Raw genomic sequence first — 15,462 nt, forward strand, 5'->3', positions numbered from 1 at the left:
GCCGTGGCGTGCGCCGGAGGCGCGGAGCCGGGCTCAGGACGGGTACTGGCGGCGCTTGACCTGCGGCTTCGGGAGACGGAGCGCCCGCAGCTGGAGCGCGCGCATCGCCGCGTACCAGCGGACGCGCTCGACGTTGCCGGCACCGAACTTCGCGGTGAGCTTCCGCTGCAGGGTGAAGCCGAGGATGATGACGTCGACGAGTGCGATCAGGAAGAACGCCCACAGCAGCATGATGCTCGCCGCCTGGACCTCGGCGCTCGGGATGAACGTCAGCACGATGACCGCGAACATCACCGGGATGAGCACCTCGCCGACGCTGAAGCGCGCGTCGACGTAGTCGCGCACGTACTTCTTCTGCGGGCCGCGGTCCCGTGCGGGCAGGTACTTCTCGTCGCCCATGGCCATGCCGACCCGGGCCCGCTCACGCGCGTCCGCCGCCTTCGCACGAGCCTGTCGCGCCGCCTCCTTGCGGTCGTTCGGGACGAGCGGGCGCTTGTTCGCCGCCTCGCGCTCGGCGCGCGTCGGGGTGGGCGCACCCTTGCCCCCGGACTTCTGGGCGGCGGGAGCCTGTTCGGGCGCCTCGGCGCTCGGTTGTTCGGTCTTGTTGGGGTGCTTAGCCACGGGATCCCTCGAATCGGTTCCCTTTAAGATTACCGGCATGACCGACTCTCTCCCCACCGCAGCCGGATCCGCGGCGACCACCCCTAAGGCCGACGAGCTCCGGGCGGCCGTCGAGGCGGGCTTCCCGTCGACGATCGCCGACCTCACCCGCCTCGTGAAGATCCCCTCGGTGTCCTGGCCGGCCTTCGACCCTGCGAACGTGCAGGCGAGCGCCGACGCCGTCGCCGACCTCGTCCGCGGGCTCGGCGTGTTCGACCTCGTCGACGTCCGTCGCGCGCCCGTGGCCGGCGCCGAGGCCGACGCGGACCCCCAGCTCGGCGCCCCGGCGGTGATCGCCCACCGGGCGGCACGCAACGGGCGCCCGACCGTGCTGCTGTACGCGCACCACGACGTCCAGCCGCCCGGGCGCGACGAGGACTGGGACTCGGCGCCGTTCGAGCCGACCCTCCGCGGCGATCGCCTCTACGGCCGCGGCGCGGCCGACGACAAGGCGGGCATCATGGCGCACGTCGCGTCGATCCGGGCACTGACCGAGGTGCTCGGCACCGATCTCGACCTCGGCATCGCCGTGTTCATCGAGGGGGAGGAGGAGTACCTCTCGCAGTCGTTCGGCAACTTCCTGCGCGAGCACCGCGAGCTCCTGGCCGCCGATGCGATCATCGTCGCCGACTCCGGGAACTGGGACCTCGAGACGCCGGCGATCACGGTCGCCCTGCGCGGTGCCGTCGCGTTCAACCTGCGCATCGACACCCTCGACCACGCCTCGCACTCCGGGATGTTCGGCGGAGCGGTGCCCGATGCGATGTTCGCCGCCATCCGCCTGCTCGACACGCTGTGGGACGCGGACGGCGCGGTCGCGGTCGAGGGCCTGACCTCAGCCGGCTTCGAGACGCCCGAGTACGACGAGGCCCAGTTGCGCGCCGAGACGGGCCTGCTCGACGGCGTCAGCCCGGTCGGCCGCGACTCGATCCTCTCGCGCATCTGGGCGAAGCCGTCGATCACGATCACGGGCATCGACGCCCCCGACATCGCGAACGCCTCGAACACGCTCGTCCCGGGAGTCAAGGTGCGCGTGAGCGCGCGCGTCGCGCCCGGCCAGGATGCCCGGGAGGCGTACGAGGCGATCCGCGCCCACCTCGAGGCGAACGCGCCGTTCGGAGCGAGGCTCACCTTCGACGACGTGGACACCGGGCAGCCCTTCCTGGTCGACACGAGCGGGTGGGCGGTTGCGGAGACCCGCGCGGCGATGGCGGAGGCCTGGGGGCGCGAGCCCGTCGAGATGGGCGTGGGCGGATCGATCCCGTTCATCGCCGAGCTCGTCGACGAGTTCCCGAGCGCGCAGATCCTCGTGACGGGCGTCGAGGACCCCGATTCGCGCGCGCACAGCCCGAACGAGTCGCTGCACCTCGGGGTGTTCCGTCGCTCGGTGCTGGCCGAGGCGCTGTTCCTGGCCCGGTTGGACGCCCGGTCGTCGGAATGATGACGACTCACAGCCGTCGTGCCGTTCACGACGGCTACCATGGAATGAGGATTCCGCGTTCCTGACGCATCGAGGAGAGACATGAGCGACACGATCACCGAGACCACGCACGGCGTGAAGCTGAGCGACCCCGCCGCCGACAAGGTGCGCAGCCTTCTCGAGCAGGAGGGCCGCGACGACCTGCGCCTCCGGGTCGCGGTGCAGCCCGGCGGCTGCTCGGGCCTCATCTACCAGCTCTACTTCGACGAGCGCCTCCTCGACGGCGACGCGGTCGTCGACTTCGACGGCGTCGAGGTCGTGGTCGACAAGATGAGCGTGCCGTACCTCGACGGCGCGGCGATCGACTTCGAGGACACGATCCAGAAGCAGGGGTTCACGATCGACAACCCGAACGCGCAGGGCAGCTGCGCGTGCGGCGACTCGTTCCACTGAGCGCTAGCGCATCTTCCTGAAAGGGGGCCGCATCTTGCGGCCCCCTTTCGTACGTTTGGGCCGATCGACCGGTGATTCCGCCCCACGGCGCGCCCGACATCGGGCGTGGATGCACACCTCGGGTGCCGAGTCGGAGTAGGCTAGGCATCGATCACCGCGCTTCACTGTGAAGCGCCTTCGAGTCTCCCGAAAGGTCACCGGTGCGCCACAATCGCCGTCTCCGATGGGCTGCTATCCCGATCGCAGCGTCTCTCAGCCTCGTGCTCGCCGGTTGCACGCAGGCGCAGCTCAACGGATTCCTGCCCGGCTTCGTCGAGGGCGAAGCACCGGTCACGAACCACACCGAGACCGTGTCCGGCCTGTGGGTCACCTCGTGGATCGTCCTGCTCATCGTCGGCGTCCTCACCTGGGGGCTGACGATCTGGGCGGTCATCGCGTACCGTCGCCGCAAGGGCCAGACCGGTCTGCCCGTGCAGCTGCGCTACAACATGCCGATCGAGGTGTTCTACACGATCGTCCCGCTGATCCTCGTGCTCGGGTTCTTCGCGTTCACCGCGCGCGACCAGGCGCAGATCGAAGAGCGCTTCGCCGCCGACGAGGTCGACGTGCAGGTCGAGGTCATCGCCAAGCAGTGGGCCTGGGACTTCAACTACGTGAAGGAAGACGTCTACTCGCCCGGCATCCAGGGCCAGCTCGACGAGGAGGGACCGAAGGGCTCGCTCGTGCAGTCCGAGCTGCCGACCCTCTACCTGCCCGTCGGTGCGAACGTCGAGATCGAGCTCGAGTCGCGCGACGTGATCCACTCGTTCTGGGTCGTCGACTTCCTCTACAAGAAGGACATGTACCCGGGCAAGACCAACTACATGTCGTTCGTCCCCGAGCGCGAGGGCACCTACGCCGGCAAGTGCGCCGAGCTGTGCGGCGAGTACCACTCGCTCATGCTCTTCAACGTCGAGGTCGTCTCGCAGGCCGAGTACGACGACTACATCCAGTCGCTCCGCGACGCCGGCCAGGAGGGCCAGCTGTCGAGCGAGTACGACCGCAACCAGAACCTGCCCGGTAAGGGTGCACCCGAAATGAAGGAAGAGCGAGAAGCCGAATGAGCACCACGACCGCACCGGCTCGGCCGCAGTCGAGCAGCTTGCCGTTCGGCGCCTCGAAGGTCGAGCGCAAGGGCAACATCCTCGTCAAGTGGATCACGTCCACCGACCACAAGGTCATCGGGTACATGTACCTGATCACCTCGTTCATCTACTTCTGCATCGGCGGCGTGATGGCCCTCGTCATCCGCGCCCAGCTCTTCGAGCCCGGTCTCGAACTGCTGCAGACGCGCGAGCAGTACAACCAGCTGTTCACCATGCACGGCACGATCATGCTGCTCATGTTCGCGACGCCGCTGTTCGCCGGCTTCGCCAATGTGCTGATGCCGCTGCAGATCGGCGCCCCCGACGTCGCGTTCCCGCGACTGAACGCCTTCGCGTACTGGCTGTTCAACTTCGGTTCGCTCATGGCGGTGGCGGGCTTCCTGACGCCGCAGGGCGCCGCGTCGTTCGGCTGGTTCGCCTACCAGCCGCTCGCGTCGACGACGTTCTCGCCGGGTGTCGGCGGCAACCTCTGGATGCTGGGCCTCGGCCTCTCCGGCTTCGGCACCATCCTCGGCGCCGTGAACTTCATCACGACCATCATCACGATGCGCGCGCCGGGCATGACCATGTTCCGCATGCCGATCTTCACGTGGAACACGCTCGTCACCTCGATCCTGATCCTGATGGCGTTCCCCGTGCTGGCGGCGGCGCTGCTCGCCGCGGGGGCCGACCGCGTCTTCGACGCGCACGTCTACGATCCCGCCAACGGCGGCGTCATCCTCTGGCAGCACCTCTTCTGGTTCTTCGGCCACCCCGAGGTGTACATCATCGCCCTGCCGTTCTTCGGCATCGTGTCCGAGATCTTCCCGGTGTTCAGCCGCAAGCCGATCTTCGGGTACAAGACCCTCATCTACGCGACGATCGCGATCGCGGCCCTGTCGGTCACCGTGTGGGCCCACCACATGTACGTCACCGGCTCGGTGCTGCTCCCGTTCTTCGCGCTCATGACGATGCTGATCGCGGTGCCCACGGGCGTGAAGATCTTCAACTGGATCGGCACGATGTGGCGAGGCTCGATCACGTTCGAGACGCCGCTCATCTGGTCGCTCGGCTTCCTCATCACGTTCGTGTTCGGTGGCCTCACCGGCGTCATCCTGGCGTCGCCGCCGCTCGACTTCCACGTCTCCGACACGTACTTCGTGGTCGCGCACTTCCACTACGTGGTGTTCGGCACGGTCGTGTTCGCCATGTTCGCGGGCTTCTACTTCTGGTGGCCCAAGTGGACCGGCAAGATGCTCAACGAGACGCTGGGCAAGTGGCACTTCTGGCTGCTGTTCATCGGCTTCCACACGACGTTCCTCATCCAGCACTGGATCGGCGTCGTCGGCATGCCGCGACGGTACTTCTCGTACCTGCCCGAGGACAACGTGACCTGGATGAACCAGCTCTCGACCATCGGTGCCGGCATCCTCGCGGTCTCGCTCGTCCCGTTCTTCCTGAACGTGTACATCACCGCGCGTCGTGCGCCGAAGGTGACCGTCAACGACCCGTGGGGGTACGGCGGTTCGCTCGAGTGGGCGACCAGCTGCCCGCCGCCGCGGCACAACTTCACGTCGATCCCGCGCATCCGTTCGGAGCGTCCGGCGTTCGACCTCAACCACCCCGAGGCCGGCATCCCCGTCGGCATCGGTCCGGCGAAGGACGCCCCTGAGGCGCCGACGTACGACGCCGCCACGGAGGAGATCAAGTAATGCGCGCCAACGTCATCCTGTTCTGGATCCTCAGCGTCTTCTTCCTCCTCGCGGCCGCAGTGTACGTGGTCTGGAGCTGGAGCGACAACGCCGCACACGGCCTCGACCACCCCGAGTGGGTGGGCACGGTCGCGGTCACGCTCAGCGCCGTCCTCGCGGCGTTCATCGCGTTCTACCTCGGGCGGGTGCACAGCGCACAGGGCGCTGAGCTGCCCGAGGACCGCCTCGACGCGAACATCGACGACGGCGACGCAGAGTTGGGCTTCTTCAGCCCGTGGAGCTGGTGGCCGATCATGCTCGCCGGTGCGGCTGCGCTGCTGTTCCTCGGTCTGGCCGTCGGGTTCTGGATCTCGTTCATCGCGGTCGGCATCGGTGTGATCAGCCTCGTCGGCTGGGTCTACGAGTACTACCGCGGCAACTTCGCTCGCTGAGCCTCAGCTGCACGAAGCCCCGAACCGATCGGTTCGGGGCTTCGTCGTTTCCGGGATCACGCGTGCACCGCGCCGACGACGCGCCATGAACCGGCTCGCTGGCGGTAGCGCGCCTCGAAGCCGTTGCGCTCGAGCACGGCCACCATCGCATCGGGGGAGTGCACATACCCGCGGTAGCTTCGCCGCTGCAGCCGCATGAGCAGGTTGCCGGATGCCGCCGCGAACCTGGTGAGGAGATCACGAGGGGGGTGCGTGAAGACGAGGGCGCGGTTCGCCCTCCCGGCTGCTGCGGACAACAGGCGGGTCGCATCGGGGTAGCAGCAGACGACGCGATGCAGGATGACCACGTCGGCGACGTCGACGGCCTCAGGATGCAACGCGAGATCGACACCGGTGCGGCGGGTCATGACGTGTGCCGTGCCGGATTCCGCGGCGACCCGCGCCGCCACCGTCTCATAGGAGCTCGACAGCTCCAGATTCACCGAGGCCGCAGCGCCGCGCTTGATCAGCTCGATCTGGATTTCGCCGATACCCCCGCCGATCTCGAGCACCGTTGCGCCCTCGACACCGACCTCGTCGGCGAGGTACTCGACGATGCGCCGCTCGGGCGGGGTCAGACCCTCCTTCGCGTAGCGTCGGGCGATCCGCTCGGCGAAGCGGCTGGTGAATACGGGCTCGTAGCGGTCGGCACCCTCCGTACCGCCCACGCAGCAGTCGTCCATGCAGCAAGTATCGGCCCTGCCGACGTCGAATGCATCAGTCCGATCGTGGGAGGTCGGTCGCGAGGCGTTCAGCGCTCGAGCACGAGGAGTGCGACCGAGACGGTCACCGTCGCCGGCGCGACATCCTGTTCGATCGGTGGCCTCGCGCCGTCACGGGCATGATGCGCCGACGGTCCCATGCCGGCGAGCTGCCGCTGCGTCGCGGCGTCGGCTGCGAGATCGTACTCGATCGACCTGACCTCGGCGGGTGCGAAACCGTCGGCGGCGAGTTGTTCGACGAGGCGTTCGGCCTTGCCGGGCGGGACATCGAGCATCAGCCCCGCCTCGCGGAGCTCGATCAGATGGCGCTCCGTGGGCACGATCGTGAGGAGGCGCCCGCCCGGGCGCAGGACACGAGCGAACTCCGTACCGTTCCTCGGCGCGAAGATGTTGAGCACCAGGTCGGCGGTCGCCGTCCTGAGCGGAAGCGGCCGCCAGATGTCGAGCACGACGCCGGTCGACTCGGGGACCGCGCGAAGACTCGTGCGAACGGCGTCGGGCGAGCGGTCGGCCACCAGGAAGGTCGTGCGGGGGAGTGCTCGGTCGAGTTCGGCCGAGTAGTGCCCGGTTCCGCAGCCGAGGTCGGCGATGCGCAGCAACGATGTGGCGTTCGCGGCGTGCTCGCGGGCCGCGTCGACGAGGGCGTTCGAGATGGGTGCGTACGCACCGCCGCCGAGCAGGGCGGCCCGTGCCTCGAGCATCGAGCGGTCGTCGCCGATCGTCTTGGGGGCCTTCGGCGGAAGGAGGGTGAGGAAGCCGTGCTTCGAACGGTCGAAGCGATGTCCTTCGGCGCAGCCGAACGTCCGCTCGGCGACGGGGGAGAGTTCGCTGAAGCAGTTCGGGCACCGGAGCCAGGTCGAATCGATCGACATGGTCCGGTGCCCGAATACGTCAGTCAGCGCGTCAGTGGTGGCCGTCGTGGCCCGACTCCAGCTCGCCCTTCGTGACCGGCGCGATGCGGTCTTCGAAGAACCAACGCGAGAGCGAGGCGCGCACGCGCTGGCCGAAGGTGATCTTGCCGCGTGCGTTCGGCCGGATCATCAGCGGCTCGTAGGTCTCGAAGTCGACGAGCTTCCAACGGTCGTACTCGTCGAGCGGCTGGTGGACCTCGATGAACTCGCCACCGGGCAGCTTGACGATGCGGCCCGACTCGTAACCGTGAAGGACGATCTCGCGATCCTTCTTCTGCAGGGCGATGCACACGCGCTTCGTGATGAAGTACGCGATGAACGGCCCGATGATGACGACGGCCTGCAGCGCGTGGATCACGCCCTCCATGGTCAGGGAGAAGTGGGTCGCCAGGATGTCGGAGCTCGCCGCGGCCCAGAGGCCTGCGTAGAACGTGACGCCGGCGGCACCGATCGCCGTGCGGGTCGGCGCGTTGCGCGGACGGTCGGCGATGTGGTGCTCGCGCTTGTCGCCCTTGATCCAGGCCTCGATGAACGGGTAGATCAGCACCGTCATGATGAATCCGCCGAGGACGAGGATCGGCACGATGATGTTGAACGACCACGTGCGGTCCAGCCAGACGAACTCCCAGCCCGGGGGCACGAGACGCAGCGCACCGTCGGCGAAGCCGATGTACCAGTCGGGCTGGGTACCGGCGGAGACGGGGGAGGGGTCGTACGGGCCGTAGTTCCAGATCGGGTTGATCGTGAACATCGAGGCGATGAGCGCAAGCACACCGAAGATGATGAAGAAGAACCCGCCGGCCTTGGCCGCGTAGATCGGAAGGATGGGCGGGCCCACCGCGTTCTGCTGGGTCTTGCCCGGGCCGGCGTACTGCGTGTGCTTGTGCACCACGACGAACACGAGGTGGATCGCCACGAGCGCGACGACGAGCGCCGGGAGCAGCAGGATGTGGAGGGTGTAGAGGCGGCCGACGATCGCGGTGCCCGGGAACTCTCCGCCGAACAGCAGGAACGACGTCCAGGTGCCGACCACCGGGATGCCCTTGATCATGCCGTTGATGATCGCGAGGCCGTTGCCCGAGAGCAGGTCGTCGGGGAGCGAGTAGCCAGTGAAGCCCTCGGCCATCGCGAGGATGAACAGCGTGAAGCCGATCACCCAGTTGAGCTCGCGGGGCTTGCGGAACGCGCCCGTGAAGAAGATGCGCAGCATGTGCAGGCCGATGGCGGCGACGAACAGCAACGCGGCCCAGTGGTGCATCTGCCGCACGAAGAGCCCGCCGCGGATGTCGAACGAGATGTCGAGGGTCGACGCCATGGCGACGGACATCTCCACGCCCTTGAGCGGCACGTACGAGCCGTTGTAGTGCACCTCGGCCATCGACGCCTGGAAGAAGAACGTCAGGAACGTGCCCGAGATCAGGACGACGACGAAGCTGAAGAGGGCGACCTCACCCAGCAGGAACGACCAGTGGTCGGGGAAGGCCTTGCGCCCGAGCTCCTTGACGAAGCCGGCGAGGCTCGTGCGCTCGTTGACGTAGACGGAGGCTGCCGCGGTGAACGACCGCTTCTGCGGCGCGGTTGCGGACGGTGCGGTGCTCAATGGCGCTCCCAGAAGCTCGGGCCGACGGGTTCGGTGAAGTCGCTTCGCGCGACGAGGTAGCCCTCGTCGTCAACGGTGATCGGCAGCTGCGGCAGCGGACGCTTCGCCGGGCCGAAGATGACCTCGCAGTGGTTGGTGACGTCGAACTGCGACTGGTGGCAGGGGCACAGCAGGTGGTGCGTGTGCTGCTCGTACAGGGCGACCGGGCAACCGACGTGCGTGCAGATCTTGGAGTACGCGACGATGCCGTCGTACGACCAGTCCTTGCGGTCGGGCTGCTCGTTGAGCTCCGCCGGGTCGAGGCGCATGAGAAGGACGGCGGCCTTGGCCTTCGCCTCGAGCTTGCCGTGCTCGAGTTCTGCGAGCCCCTCGGGGATCACGTGGAACGCGCTTCCGACCGTGACGTCCGCCGCCTTGATCGGCGTGCCCGACGGGTCGAGGGTGAGGCGGCTGCCCTTCTGCCACATCGTGTGGCTGAGCAGCTCCACCGGGTTCTCGTCCTGCGGAGCGAAGCCGCGGAAGAGGACGATCGCCGGGAGGGGGAACACCAGCAGCGCGCCGATGAGGCTGTTGCGGATGGCGGTGCGACGGGTGAACCCCGACTCGCGGTCGGAGTCGGCGAAGACCTTCGCGGCCGCCGCCTGGGTCTCGGGAGAACCGCCGATCGGGTGCCGCTCGTCGGCGAGCTCGACCTCGGTCATGACGGCCTTGCCCCAGTGAACGACGCCGAAGCCGATGCCGAGGAGGGCGAGCGTCGCACCGAGGCCGAAGAACATGTTGTTCAGGCGGACCATGCCGACGTCGTTGGACTCGATCGGGAAGAGCATGTACGCCGCGATCGCCCAGACGCTGCCGAGGATCGACAGGTAGAAGAGCGTGTAGACGGTGCGCTGGGCCCGCTTGTCGCGCTTCGGGTCCTCGTCGGTCACTCGCGGCCGGTGCGGCGGGAATCCGGGATTCTCGAACGCGTCGGCGGCGATCACCGCGGTGCCCGGCGAAACGTTCGAGTCGTGCGCGGCGTGCGACGAGTCGGCAGCGGCGATTTCCGCGCCGCTGTGGTCGTCCTGTGCCATGGTTCTCCTTCTGAGTCTTCTTCGTGCCGGGCTGTCGCTAGTTGGACTTCGCCGTGATCCACACGGTGATCGCGACGATGGTGCCGAGACCGAAGATCCAGATGAACAGGCCCTCCGAGACCGGGCCGAGCGAGCCGAGCTCGAATCCGCCGGGCGAACGGTTGTCCTGGACGTACTTGAGGTACGTGATGATGTCGCGCTTGTCCTCGGGCGAGATGTTGAGGTCGTTGAAGACGGGCATGTTCTGCGGACCCGTGACCATCGCCTCGTAGATGTGGACGCCCGTGACCTCGGTGAGCGGGGGAGCGAACTTGCCCTCGGTGAGGGCGCCGCCCGCGCCGGCGACGTTGTGGCACATCGCGCAGTTGATGCGGAAGAGCTCGGCGCCGTTCGCCGCGTCACCGCCGCCGTTGACGAGGTGGTCGGCCGGGATCTCGGGGCCCGGGCCGAGCGACGCGACGTAGTAGGCGAGCTGCTTGACCTGCTCGTCGGTGAACTGCGGCGGCTTCTGGAGCGCCTGGGGACCCTGCATCTGCATCGGCATGCGGCCGGTGCCGACCTGGAAGTCGACCGCCGCGGCACCGACGCCGATGAGGCTCGGACCGTTGGAGGTGCCCTCCGCGTCGATACCGTGGCACGTCGCGCAGTTCGCCTGGAAGAGCTTCTTGCCCTCTTCGATGGTCTGCTGCGAGGACGGGTCGGCCTCGGCCTGGGCGACGGTGCCGGCGCTGAGCGCGGCGTAGGCGCCGCCGGTGAAGACGAGGCCCATGGCGAGGAGCGCGACGGTGGCGAGCGGGTGCCGACGGCCGGCGCGTCGCTTCTGGCGGGTCATGTGGTTCTTCCTGTTGACGGGCTTGCTGGACTGACGCATCGGGCGGCCTACTTCAGCACGTAGATCACGAGGAACAGACCGATCCAGACCACGTCGACGAAGTGCCAGTAGTACGAGACGACGATCGCACTGGTCGCCTCGCGGTGACCGAAGTTCTTGACGGCGAAGACTCGGCCGATCACGAGCAGGAAGGCGATGAGACCGCCGGTGACGTGCAGACCGTGGAAACCGGTCGTGAGGTAGAACGCCGAACCGTACGAGTTCGAGTCGATCGCGATGCCCTCGGAGACGAGCGTGGCGTACTCCCAGATCTGGCCGGCGACGAAGATCGCACCCATGGCGTAGGTGAGGAAGAACCACTCGACCATGCCCCACTTGACCGGGTTCCACCACTCGCCCGTGCGGTAGGGCTGCAGGCGCTCGGCCGCGAACACGCCGAACTGGCAGGTGAACGAGGACAGCACGAGGATGATGGTGTTCGTCAGCGAGAACGGGAAGTTCAGCCGATCGGCCTCGAACGCCCAGAGGTCGGGTGAAGTCGACCGCAGTGTGAAGTAGATCGCGAAGAGTCCCGCGAAGAACATGACCTCGCTGCCCAGCCAGACGATCGTGCCCACCGCAACGGTGTTCGGTCGATTGATCACGGGCGCGCTCGCCTGATAAGTGATTGAGGTGCTCGTCACGCTCCCCATTATGGCCGAAATCCCGGCGGAGTTTTCGTCATCATCGGGGGCCGTGTCGCCGCGCACCAGGTAAGGGAAGCCTAAGTAGCACTGTGCAACGCCCGAGAATCCGCCGTGAATCGGGCGGATATGATCGGCAGCATGCCCTCGCACCAGAACTGGCCGGAAATCCTGAACTCCCTCCTGCAGGGCCACGACCTGAGCGTTTCGGACGCGGCGTGGTGCATGGAGCAGGTCATGACGGGCGAGGCGACCGAGGCCCAGCTGGCCGCATTCCTCGTGGCGCTGCGCATCAAGGGGGAGACGGTCGATGAGATCGTCGGCTTCCGCGACGCCGTCCTCGAACACGCGGTGCCGCTGCCCGCCGATCCCATGGCCCTCGACATCGTCGGCACCGGTGGCGATCGATTCGGCACGGTCAACGTCTCGACGATGGCGTCCATCGTCGCCGCGGCCGCGGGCGTGCCGGTGATCAAGCACGGCAACCGCGCCGCGAGCAGCGCGTCCGGCTCGTCCGACGTGCTCGCCGAGTTGGGTCTCGACCTCGCGCTGGCGCCGGAGCGCGTCGCGTCGGTGCTCGAGGACGTCGGCATCACGTTCGCGTACGCCGCGGCCTTCCACCCCGGCTTCCGGCACGCGGGACCCGTTCGGGCCCAGCTCGGCATCGCGACCGTGTTCAATTTCCTGGGCCCGCTGTGCAACCCGGCCCGCCCGGAGGCGTCGGCCGTCGGGGTCGCCCACCTCGACCGCGTGCCGCTCATCGTGGGCGTGTTCCAGACGCGCGGCGCGACGGCGCTCGTGTTCCGCGGCGACGACGGGCTCGACGAACTGACGACGACCGGGCACTCCCACGTGTGGGAGGTCTCCGGAGGCACGGTGAAGGAGCACGACCTCGATCCGCGCGACCTGGGCATCGCGCGCACGACGATCGACCGGCTCACGGGCGGCGACGCCGCACACAACGCGGCGATCGTGCACGAGGTGCTCGGAGGCGCCCGTGGGCCCGTGCGCGACATCGTCGTGCTGAACGCGGCGGCCGGGCTCGTCTCGTTCGACCTCGCGAAGGACCCGAGCCAGTTCCAGCGCCCGATCCTCGACCGATTCCGCGACAAGATGGCCGTCGCCGAGGAGGCGATCGACGGCGGCGCCGCAGCAGCGAAGCTCGACGCCTGGATCGCCGCGACCAAGCGCTGAGACTCGACGTCGGACGACCGACGAACGCGGGCCCCGTGGTCGACCACGGGGCCCGCGTTCGTCGTCGATCACTCGACGTCTTCGTCGACCCAGTCGAAGGTCTTCGTCACGGCCTTCTTCCAGAGGCGCAGGCGACGCTCGCGCTCCCCGGCATCCATCTCGGGCTCCCAGCGCGAGTCCTCCTGCCAGTTCGCGCGGAGCTCGTCGAGGCTCGACCAGAACCCGACCGCGAGACCCGCGGCGTAGGCGGCGCCGAGGGCGGTCGTCTCGGCGACGACCGGCCGGACGACCGGAACGCCGAGGATGTCGGCCTGGAACTGCATGAGCGTGTTGTTCGCGATCATGCCGCCGTCGACCTTGAGCTCGGTCAGCTCGACGCCCGAGTCGGCGTTCACGGCGTCGAGGACCTCGCGCGTCTGGAACGCCGTCGCCTCGAGTGCCGCCCGGGCGATGTGCCCCTTGTTCACGAACCGGGTGAGCCCGACGAGCGCGCCGCGGGCGTCGGGTCGCCAGTACGGCGCGAACAGCCCCGAGAACGCGGGGACGAAGTAGGCGCCGCCGTTGTCCTCGACGGACTTCGCGAGCTCCTCGACCTCGGGTGCGCTCTGGAACAGCCCGAGATTGTCGCGCAGCCACTGGATGAGCGAGCCCGTCACCGCGATCGATCCCTCGAGCGCGTAGTGCGGCGGTTCGTCGCCGAGCTTGTAGCCCAGCGTCGTGAGCAGCCCGTTCTTCGAGTGCACGATCTCCTCGCCCGTGTTGAAGATGAGGAAGTTGCCCGTGCCGTACGTGTTCTTCGACTCGCCGGCATCGAACGCGGCCTGACCGAACGTCGCCGCCTGCTGGTCGCCGAGGATGCCGGCGACCGGCACCTCGCGCAGGAGGCTCGACGGCTCGACGGTGCCGTAGACCTCGGACGAGCTCTTGATCTCGGGCATCATCGAACGGGGCACGCCGAATGCCGCCAGGATCTCGTCGTCCCACTGCAGCGTCTCGAGGTCCATGAACATGGTGCGGCTCGCGTTCGTGACGTCCGTCGCATGGACGCCGCCTTCGTGTCCGCCCGTGAGGTTCCAGAGCACCCAGCAGTCGGTCGTGCCGAACAGCAGGTCGCCCGCCTCGGCGCGCTCGCGCGCGCCGGGGACGTTCTCGAGGATCCAGACGATCTTCGTGCCCGAGAAGTAGGTCGCGAGCGGAAGGCCCACCTGGTCCTTGAACCGTTCGACGCCGCCGTCGGCCGCGAGCCGGTCCACGATCGGCTGGGTTCGCGTGTCCTGCCAGACGATGGCGTTGTACACGGGCTCGCCGGTGTGCCTGTCCCAGACGACGGCGGTCTCGCGCTGGTTGGTGATGCCCACCGCGGCGATGTCGTGCCGGGTCAGGTCGGCCTTGCCGAGGGCCTGGCCGATCACCTCCCGCGTGTTGCGCCAGATCTCGGCCGGGTCGTGCTCGACCCAGCCGGCCTTCGGGAAGATCTGCTCGTGCTCGAGCTGCCCCGTTGCGACGATCGATCCGGCCTTGTCGAAGATGATCGCGCGCGAGCTCGTCGTGCCCTGGTCGATCGCGAGGATGTAGTCGGCCATGAGTTCCTCTCATTCGTGCGCGCCGGACTGCGTCGGGCGCGTCGTTCGTTGGATGTCTCGGTGTCGGTGTCGTGCGAACCGGCGGTCAGGCGAGCACGGGGAGCAGCACGAGTGCCGCCCAGCCGGCGATCATTCCGCCGATGATCGGGCCGACGACGGGCACCCACGAGTACGACCAGTCGGATGCGCCCTTGCCCTTGATCGGCAGGAAGGCGTGCGCGATGCGCGGGCCGAGGTCGCGGGCGGGGTTGATCGCGTAGCCCGTCGGGCCACCGAGGGAGGCGCCGATCGCGATCACGAGGAACGCCACCGGGATCGCGCCGAGCTCGGCCGGGGTGCCGCCGTAGCTGAAGCCCAGGATGACGAACACGAGCACGAAGGTGCCGATGATCTCGGTGACGAGGTTCCAGCCGTACGAGCGGATGGCCGGCCCCGTCGAGAACACGCCGAGCTTGTTGCCGGCCTCCGGCTCCGCGTCGAAGTGCTGCTTGTACGCCAGCCAGCAGATGACGGCACCGATGATCGCGCCGACCATCTGGGCGCCGATGTACGTCGCGATGGAAGCGCCGTCGACCGGGATGCCGGGGACGAAGTCCGCCTTGCCCTTGCCGAGGTAGTTGACGGTGAGGCCGAGCGTGACCGCCGGGTTGAGGTGCGCTCCTGACGCGTAGGAGACGATGACGCCGGCGAAGACCGCGAGGCCCCAGCCGATGTTCACCATGAGGAACCCGCCGTTGTGGCCCTTGTTGCGGATGAGCGCGACGTTCGCGACCACGCCGCAACCGAGCAGCACGAGCATGGCGGTTCCGACCAGTTCCGAGAGGAAGATGGTGCCGAGATTCATGTGCAACCCCCTTCGTTGGCGGTGCGTCGTCGCAGCCGCTCGAGTGTCACGATAGCCCCGTGACCCCTTCGGGGGGAACGACCGCGATGCAGTTCGCCGATCATCGCCCTTACGGACGAGGGCGCACGGGGCGTAGGTTTGCGGGGGATGCTGCGTCGGGTTCGCCGCGCCGCGGCGGCGC

The 15,462-nt window shown here is 68.0% G+C and carries 15 protein-coding genes; 6 read left to right on the forward strand and 9 right to left on the reverse strand.

The genetic code is table 11. From position 1 onward, the window contains the following. Positions 1-33 precede the first annotated feature (33 nt). Positions 34-621 (reverse strand): DUF3043 domain-containing protein, encoded by a 588-nt coding sequence (locus tag AC3RJ7_RS17715; protein ID WP_491457173.1) that lies wholly within the window; start codon positions 619-621, stop codon positions 34-36. Between the two features lie 37 nt (positions 622-658). Here AC3RJ7_RS17715 and AC3RJ7_RS17720 point away from each other — a divergent pair, with 37 nt between their 5' ends. From AC3RJ7_RS17720 to AC3RJ7_RS17740, 5 genes are all read left to right on the forward strand, one after another. Then, the gene (locus AC3RJ7_RS17720; RefSeq protein WP_491457174.1) at positions 659-2,101 is read left to right on the forward strand and encodes a dipeptidase; all 1,443 of its coding nucleotides are present in this window, start codon (positions 659-661) and stop codon (positions 2,099-2,101) included. Between the two features lie 81 nt (positions 2,102-2,182). Beyond that, positions 2,183-2,533 carry an iron-sulfur cluster insertion protein ErpA gene (gene erpA / locus AC3RJ7_RS17725; protein WP_231431070.1) on the forward strand — a complete coding sequence of 117 codons (351 nt, stop codon included), beginning with the start codon at positions 2,183-2,185 and terminating at the stop codon, positions 2,531-2,533. Positions 2,534-2,733: 200 nt separating this feature from the next. Further along, positions 2,734-3,636, forward strand: coding sequence for an aa3-type cytochrome oxidase subunit II (ctaC, locus tag AC3RJ7_RS17730; protein WP_491457175.1), 903 nt, complete (start codon positions 2,734-2,736; stop codon positions 3,634-3,636). Then, positions 3,633-5,369: an aa3-type cytochrome oxidase subunit I gene (ctaD, locus tag AC3RJ7_RS17735; RefSeq protein WP_491457176.1), complete on the forward strand. Its 1,737-nt coding sequence runs from the start codon at positions 3,633-3,635 to the stop codon at positions 5,367-5,369. The genes ctaC and ctaD overlap by 4 nt, the downstream gene beginning before the upstream one ends. Next, entirely contained in the window at positions 5,369-5,800 is a 432-nt protein-coding gene (locus AC3RJ7_RS17740; protein WP_491457177.1) for a cytochrome c oxidase subunit 4, read from the forward strand. Before ctaD ends, AC3RJ7_RS17740 begins: the two co-directional genes overlap by 1 nt. A gap of 56 nt (positions 5,801-5,856) precedes the next feature. On the opposite strand, the gene AC3RJ7_RS17745 is transcribed toward AC3RJ7_RS17740, so the two are convergent. The 6 genes from AC3RJ7_RS17745 to ctaE all read right to left on the reverse strand — a co-directional run bounded on the left by AC3RJ7_RS17745 (position 5,857) and on the right by ctaE (position 11,669). Continuing rightward, positions 5,857-6,522: a class I SAM-dependent methyltransferase gene (locus AC3RJ7_RS17745; RefSeq protein WP_491457178.1), complete on the reverse strand. Its 666-nt coding sequence runs from the start codon at positions 6,520-6,522 to the stop codon at positions 5,857-5,859. A 68-nt stretch (positions 6,523-6,590) separates the two neighbouring features. Further along, a complete protein-coding gene (locus AC3RJ7_RS17750) occupies positions 6,591-7,433 on the reverse strand; it encodes a methyltransferase domain-containing protein (RefSeq protein ID WP_491457179.1) in 843 nt (280 codons plus the stop codon). Positions 7,434-7,464: 31 nt separating this feature from the next. Then, positions 7,465-9,072: a cytochrome bc1 complex cytochrome b subunit gene (gene qcrB, locus AC3RJ7_RS17755; RefSeq protein ID WP_491457180.1), complete on the reverse strand. Its 1,608-nt coding sequence runs from the start codon at positions 9,070-9,072 to the stop codon at positions 7,465-7,467. After that, the gene (gene qcrA / locus AC3RJ7_RS17760) at positions 9,069-10,145 is read right to left on the reverse strand and encodes a cytochrome bc1 complex Rieske iron-sulfur subunit (RefSeq protein WP_491457181.1); all 1,077 of its coding nucleotides are present in this window, start codon (positions 10,143-10,145) and stop codon (positions 9,069-9,071) included. The genes qcrB and qcrA overlap by 4 nt, the downstream gene beginning before the upstream one ends. Positions 10,146-10,182: 37 nt before the next feature. Continuing rightward, complete coding sequence (qcrC, locus tag AC3RJ7_RS17765; protein ID WP_491457182.1) at positions 10,183-10,977, reverse strand: cytochrome bc1 complex diheme cytochrome c subunit; 795 nt, start codon at positions 10,975-10,977, stop codon at positions 10,183-10,185. Between the two features lie 47 nt (positions 10,978-11,024). Next, positions 11,025-11,669, reverse strand: coding sequence for an aa3-type cytochrome oxidase subunit III (gene ctaE, locus AC3RJ7_RS17770; RefSeq protein ID WP_491457183.1), 645 nt, complete (start codon positions 11,667-11,669; stop codon positions 11,025-11,027). Between the two features lie 132 nt (positions 11,670-11,801). Here ctaE and trpD point away from each other — a divergent pair, with 132 nt between their 5' ends. Next, on the forward strand, positions 11,802-12,854 hold the full coding sequence (gene trpD / locus AC3RJ7_RS17775) for an anthranilate phosphoribosyltransferase (protein ID WP_491457184.1): 1,053 nt from the start codon (positions 11,802-11,804) through the stop codon (positions 12,852-12,854). A 68-nt stretch (positions 12,855-12,922) separates the two neighbouring features. On the opposite strand, the gene glpK is transcribed toward trpD, so the two are convergent. Both glpK and AC3RJ7_RS17785 read right to left on the reverse strand, forming a co-directional pair. Beyond that, complete coding sequence (glpK, locus tag AC3RJ7_RS17780; RefSeq protein WP_491457185.1) at positions 12,923-14,437, reverse strand: glycerol kinase GlpK; 1,515 nt, start codon at positions 14,435-14,437, stop codon at positions 12,923-12,925. An 85-nt stretch (positions 14,438-14,522) separates the two neighbouring features. Continuing rightward, positions 14,523-15,281 carry an MIP/aquaporin family protein gene (locus AC3RJ7_RS17785; RefSeq protein ID WP_491457186.1) on the reverse strand — a complete coding sequence of 253 codons (759 nt, stop codon included), beginning with the start codon at positions 15,279-15,281 and terminating at the stop codon, positions 14,523-14,525. Positions 15,282-15,462: the final 181 nt, after the last annotated feature.

It is taken from the genome of Agromyces solani (assembly GCF_058349925.1).

Coding starts and splice junctions, on each gene's coding strand:
- qcrC (WP_491457182.1), bottom strand. CDS start 10,977: ATGACCCGCCAGAAGCGACGCGCCGGCCGTCGGCACCCGCTCGCCACC.
- trpD (WP_491457184.1), top strand. CDS start 11,802: ATGCCCTCGCACCAGAACTGGCCGGAAATCCTGAACTCCCTCCTGCAG.
- ctaE (WP_491457183.1), bottom strand. CDS start 11,669: ATGGGGAGCGTGACGAGCACCTCAATCACTTATCAGGCGAGCGCGCCC.
- AC3RJ7_RS17740 (WP_491457177.1), top strand. CDS start 5,369: ATGCGCGCCAACGTCATCCTGTTCTGGATCCTCAGCGTCTTCTTCCTC.
- AC3RJ7_RS17720 (WP_491457174.1), top strand. CDS start 659: ATGACCGACTCTCTCCCCACCGCAGCCGGATCCGCGGCGACCACCCCT.
- glpK (WP_491457185.1), bottom strand. CDS start 14,437: ATGGCCGACTACATCCTCGCGATCGACCAGGGCACGACGAGCTCGCGC.
- ctaD (WP_491457176.1), top strand. CDS start 3,633: ATGAGCACCACGACCGCACCGGCTCGGCCGCAGTCGAGCAGCTTGCCG.
- erpA (WP_231431070.1), top strand. CDS start 2,183: ATGAGCGACACGATCACCGAGACCACGCACGGCGTGAAGCTGAGCGAC.
- qcrA (WP_491457181.1), bottom strand. CDS start 10,145: ATGGCACAGGACGACCACAGCGGCGCGGAAATCGCCGCTGCCGACTCG.
- AC3RJ7_RS17745 (WP_491457178.1), bottom strand. CDS start 6,522: ATGGACGACTGCTGCGTGGGCGGTACGGAGGGTGCCGACCGCTACGAG.
- AC3RJ7_RS17785 (WP_491457186.1), bottom strand. CDS start 15,281: ATGAATCTCGGCACCATCTTCCTCTCGGAACTGGTCGGAACCGCCATG.
- AC3RJ7_RS17750 (WP_491457179.1), bottom strand. CDS start 7,433: ATGTCGATCGATTCGACCTGGCTCCGGTGCCCGAACTGCTTCAGCGAA.